The organism is Aeromonas sp. 600527, from assembly GCF_049175415.1.
GTDB classification, from domain to species: domain Bacteria; phylum Pseudomonadota; class Gammaproteobacteria; order Enterobacterales; family Aeromonadaceae; genus Aeromonas; species Aeromonas veronii_A.
This window is the reverse complement of record NZ_JAAKVA010000039.1, coordinates 1-1,054: the sequence shown is the minus strand read 5'-3', so window position 1 is coordinate 1,054 and position 1,054 is coordinate 1. Positions and strand designations below refer to the sequence as shown.

Sequence of the window (1,054 nt, the reverse complement as noted above, 5' to 3'; positions counted from 1 at the left end):
GAGGAGATTTACTGCGACGAACATGGCCGGGTGAAGCTGCAGTTCCCGTGGGACCGTTACGGCAGCTCCAACGACCAGAGCTCCTGCTGGGTACGAGTATCCCAAGGCTGGGCCGGCGGCCAATACGGCATGATGGCCATCCCGCGTATCGGCCACGAGGTGATTGTCTCGTTTCTGGAGGGTGACCCCGACCAGCCCATCGTGACGGGGCGTACCTACCACGCTACCAACCGGCCGCCGTATGAGCTACCTGCCAACAAGACTCGCACCGTGCTGCGCACCGAAACCCACAAGGGCGAGGGCTTTAACGAGCTGCGCTTTGAAGACCAGGCGGGGCAGGAAGAGATTTACATCCACGGTCAGAAAGACCTGAACGTGCTGATAGAGAACGACGCCGCCTGGCATATCAAGCACGACGAGCACCGCGATATCGACAACGAGCGGGTGACCCGCATCAAGGCCAACGACCACCTGACGGTGGAGGGTGAGAAGCGTGACCAGATCAAGGCGGACTATTCGCTGACGGTCGATGCTTCCCTGCACCAAAAGCTGGCCCAGTCGCTGCTGGTTGAGGCTGGCCAAGAGGTCCACATCAAAGCTGGTAACAAGATTGTGCTGGAAGCAGGCTCCGAGCTGACCCTCAAAGTCGGCGGCAGCTTTGTGAAGGTTGACCCCAGTGGCGTCACCCTGGTCGGTCCCACTATCAAGATGAATTCTGGCGGCAGTCCCGGCTCGGGCTCCGGTTGGGCGGGTCAAATGCCCGGCTTGCCGGGGGCGGTCAAGGTACCACCCGCACCACCAGCCACTATCCCGGCGAGCGCGATTCAAAAGAGCATGGAATCCATGGCCCCGTTGGTGAAGCCCTGCCCCTTTGCCTAGGGAGGTAAGGCATGACATTTCAAGAGTGGCGTAGCCAACACCCCGGCCAACTGTTTGCCATCGTTGATGCCGCGCTCGATACCACCGCCGTGGCGGACTACTGCAACCAAGGTGGTGCCAATGCCATCCCCTTGTTTGCCGGTACGGCCTTTGCGGACCAAGCCGAACAAGGCCC

General features: G+C 60.9%; 1 protein-coding gene. It reads left to right on the top strand.

The features are described from left to right. A partial coding sequence (locus G5154_RS21105; protein WP_421251641.1) for a type VI secretion system Vgr family protein occupies positions 1-879 on the top strand: 879 nt, incomplete at its 5' end. Positions 880-1,054: the final 175 nt, after the last annotated feature.